Source organism: Chitinophaga sp. (assembly GCF_035564935.1).
GTDB lineage: Bacteria > Bacteroidota > Bacteroidia > Chitinophagales > Chitinophagaceae > Chitinophaga.
The window spans coordinates 1-3,964 of record NZ_DATMTE010000675.1 but is presented as its reverse complement, the minus strand read 5'-3'; the positions used below and the strand labels follow the sequence as shown (position 1 = coordinate 3,964).

The 3,964-nt window shown below is 47.5% G+C and carries 3 protein-coding genes; all 3 read right to left on the bottom strand.

Annotated features, from left to right (window positions below; translation table 11 throughout):
* Nucleotides 1-1,055: YifB family Mg chelatase-like AAA ATPase (locus tag VN105_RS17450; protein ID WP_325642813.1), on the bottom strand; the 1,055-nt coding region annotated here is incomplete at its 3' end.
* A gap of 86 nt (nt 1,056-1,141) precedes the next feature.
* Complete coding sequence (locus VN105_RS17445) at nt 1,142-2,470, bottom strand: MutS-related protein (protein WP_325642812.1); 1,329 nt, start codon at nt 2,468-2,470, stop codon at nt 1,142-1,144.
* Nucleotides 2,471-2,595: 125 nt separating this feature from the next.
* Nucleotides 2,596-3,939 carry a dihydroorotase gene (locus VN105_RS17440; RefSeq protein ID WP_325642811.1) on the bottom strand — a complete coding sequence of 448 codons (1,344 nt, stop codon included), beginning with the start codon at nt 3,937-3,939 and terminating at the stop codon, nt 2,596-2,598.
* Between the last annotated feature and the right edge of the window lie 25 nt (nt 3,940-3,964).

The window sequence follows — 3,964 nt, the reverse complement described above, 5'->3', positions numbered from 1 at the left end:
CAAGGGTTCATAGATGCCAGTAACATAAAACTGGCCGGAAAGTCGATAGCTGTTCTTGCCCTGGAAATGGTTACTCTTCTCTCTTCTACCGGTTGCCGCATTACTTCCAGCACTTTACGTTTAAACTCCGGCAATTCATCCAGGAACAGCACGCCGTGATGCGCCAGTGAAATCTCTCCCGGCTGGGGAATACTGCCGCCGCCTACCAGGGCGGCATCGCTGATGGTATGATGCGGGGAACGGAACGGGCGATGCGTGATCAGTGAAGTGTGCTGCGGCAGCTTTCCGGCAACAGAGTGAATTTTAGTGGTTTCCAGCGCCTCCTGTAAAGTGAGCGGTGGTAGTATGGTAGGCAGCCGTTTTGCTAACATGGTTTTCCCGGCTCCGGGCGGACCTATCAATATTGCATTGTGACCGCCGGCAGCGGCAATTTCAAGGGCGCGCTTGATCTGCTGCTGGCCTTTAACTTCACTGAAATCAATACCAAAATCGGTTTGCGCGGAATAGAATGTATCGTGGCGCGCCGAAACGGGCGCCAGGCTATCAGGGTCATTTAAGAAATGAATGGCTTCGGAAATATGTGAGATGCCATATACTTTCAAACCATCCACCATAGCAGCTTCCAGCGCATTCTGTTTGGGTAGTATAAAACCCCTGAAACCGTCTTTCAATGCTTGCATGGCTATGGGTAGTGCACCTTTAACGGGTTGGATAGTGCCGTCCAGCGATAGCTCTCCCATAAGCACATAATGCTCCAGGTGCATGGGCGATACCTGTCCGGAAGCGGCAATAATGCCGGCGGCAATGGGCAGATCATACGCCGCACCGGCCTTACGGATATCGGCGGGCGCCATATTTACTACCGTCCGCGTTCTGGGCATGCGTAGTCCCATACACTGTATAGTGGATTCAATACGGCGCTCGCTTTCCTTTACGGCATTGTCCGGCAGCCCAACAATGAATAACTTATTGCCTTTGGAAGATACATTTACCTCTATGGTAATGGTAATGGCATTTACGCCAAGGATGGCGCTGCCGTAGGTTTTAACAATCATATGGATATCTGGGTTAACAGGTACGAATATAAGCATTTAACTGCTGGAAAACGTGGTTAAGCTCCCGGCAGTTAAATCCTTCCTGTTTACTTTATCTGCGTAAGCAGTTCCAGTACCTTCTCTCTTTTCAGGATCAGGTAACCAATCTTTTCTTTGGCAATTCCATCTTTCAGTAAATAAGTAAAATGAAGGTCATCATCAATAACGGTCGACTCAAAATATTTAAACTGGATACGTTTTTCATTGATCAGTTCATCGGCCACTTCATAAAGATGCGTGGAAAGGATGAACAGGCAGTTGGTACTTTGCAGGAAACCCCGGATCACGGCCAGGGAGCAATTCCTGGCGTCTTCCACGTTAGTGCCTTTGAACATTTCATCGATCAGTACCAGCCAGTTTTTGCCGTTGCTGATCTGCAGGATGGTATTCTTGATGCGTTGTACTTCACTGTAGAAATAACTTTCTCCCTTGAAAATATTATCCTGCACCTGGATGTTACTGAAGATGCCATGAAAGAAACTCAGCTCCATATCCTGCGCAGGCACGCCCATACCTATATGCGCCAGGAACACAGCCACACCTACTGCCTTGATAAAAGTGGTTTTACCAGCCATGTTGGCGCCGGTAAGGAACATGAAATGAGCTGTTTCATCAAGATTTACATCATACGCCACCGGCTCGGAAAGGATAATATGATAAAGTTGCGTGGCCTTAATAACCGGCCTGCTGCTGCCGGAAAAAACAGGGAACTGCAGGTTGAAATGTTTGATAGCCTTGGCCATCGCATAGTAGGCATCCAATTGCTGGTAAAGGGTTACCAGTTCCTGGATCACTTTTCTGTGCTTCTTCCGGATGTAGTTATCATAACGGAGGATCTCCACAAAATTCAGTTTACCTTCTTCATCTGCTTTTAAAATATCATAAAATTCTTTTTTTGTGAGCAACTGCTGAGCCCTGTCCAGCAACACTTTCAGCACTGTTGGTGTTTCATCGGAATTGAAAGCGTTGATAAATGTGCGGAAGCCCTTCAGCAATATTACCAGTTGTGTGAAAGAGAATTTGATATAGCCATAATCAGGCGCGTAGATGGTTTTATTGAGCACTGCATGGAGGTATAAGGCAAGGCCTTCGGTGCTGGAAATGGGCTCAATCTGCGCATCCATATAGTTTTCCACCACTACAATGGTTCCGTTGGAGATGATAGACGGCCAGTTGCTTTCCCGTTCCAGGATATATTGCAATGTACGCTGCCTGTTCTTAATGGTATTAATGTCTGATAAAGGATTGCTGTACAGCTGTCGAAGGTATTCACGGCCGCCGGCAGTGGTAGTAAAATCAAGGCGGTGGAACAGGGAAAATTCTTCGTCGCGGTTAAAAATAGACAGGTCGTAGTAGGATGTTTTGTCCAGTTGCATGCAGCATCTTTTTGGTGAATATACGGTGGAAGATGCAAGGATAGAAAAATTCCATAAGAATTGAAAGGCTGTGCCGGCATTTCCGTAAATGCAGCAGGGGTGGCTGCATTTACGGAAGCAGGATGCTATCGGCTGAAAGCCAGTCGCTGGCCCAATACGTTCTCATTAAAAACGCCGTTTGCATAAGCGAGGTGCCCGCTTACAAAAGTATGTGTTACCGCAGCGGGGAAAGTATGCCCTTCAAACGGGCTCCAGGCGCATTTATAATGAATATTCTCTTTATTTACATTCGTTTGGTCCTGCAGATCTACAATCACACAGTCAGCATAATATCCTTCTCTCAGAAATCCTCTTTCCTTTATCTGGAAACAGATAGCTGGTGCGTGGCTCATTTTCTCCACAACTTTTTCCAGGGAGAGGTTACCTTTCTTTACATATTCCAGCATCAGCAGCAGGCTGTGTTGCACCAGCGGAACGCCGGAAGGAGCCTGCAGGTAAGGCTGCTGTTTTTCCTCCCAGGTATGGGGGGCATGATCGGTGGCAATGATATCCAGCCGGTCGTCCAGGAGGCCCTGCCAGAGCGCGGTTTTGTTTTCCGGTGATTTAATGGCCGGGTTGCACTTGATCAGGTTGCCGTATTGCGCATAATCATCAGCGGTGAAGTGAAGATGATGAACACACACTTCTGCTGTAATGCGTTTTTCAGCCAGTGGCAGCATGTTACCAAACAGCTGAAGTTCTCTTGCAGTGGAGATGTGCAGTATATGCAGGCGGGCGTTGTGTTTTTGTGCAAACTGGATAGCCACCAGCGATGATTCAAAACAGGCTTCCACATTACGTATCAACGGATGATCCGCTGCAGTGAGCCGATCTCCTTTTTCCCGCTGATAGGCCTCCATATTGGCGCGGATGATCTTTTCATCTTCACAATGGGTGGCAATCAGCAGCTCACTGTTGGAGAATACGGTTTCCAGGGTGAGGTAATTATCCACCAGCATATTACCGGTAGAAGATCCCATGAATATTTTTACGCCGCAAACACTTTCTTTTTTGGCGTTTGTTTTCAGTATTTCTTCCACATTATCATTGGCGGCGCCCATAAAGAAGGAGTAGTTGGCCAGCGAATGATGTTGGGCAATGGTATACTTATCTTCCAGCAGTTCCTGTGTGAGTGCGGCCGGTTTGGTATTGGGCATTTCCATAAAACTGGTGGTGCCGCCGGCTACCGCAGCGCGTGCTTCGGTGTAAATGTTGGCTTTATGGGTTAAGCCAGGTTCCCGGAAATGTACCTGGTCGTCTATAACACCCGGCAGCAGGTGTTTTCCTTCCCCGTTAATTTCCGTATAGTTGCCGTTAATAGTGATATTAGGCGCTATTTTTTCAATACGGTGGTCTTTGATCCATACATCCTGTACCGTGGTGCGCCCTTCGTTTACCACGGCTATATTCCTGATGAGGTAGTTTTGCATGGCGCAAAGGTAAAAAAATCAGGGC

Bases quoted from the DNA above. Each gene is read 5' to 3' on its own strand.
- VN105_RS17445 (WP_325642812.1), bottom strand. From the start codon at position 2,470: ATGCAACTGGACAAAACATCCTACTACGACCTGTCTATTTTTAACCGC.
- VN105_RS17440 (WP_325642811.1), bottom strand. From the start codon at position 3,939: ATGCAAAACTACCTCATCAGGAATATAGCCGTGGTAAACGAAGGGCGC.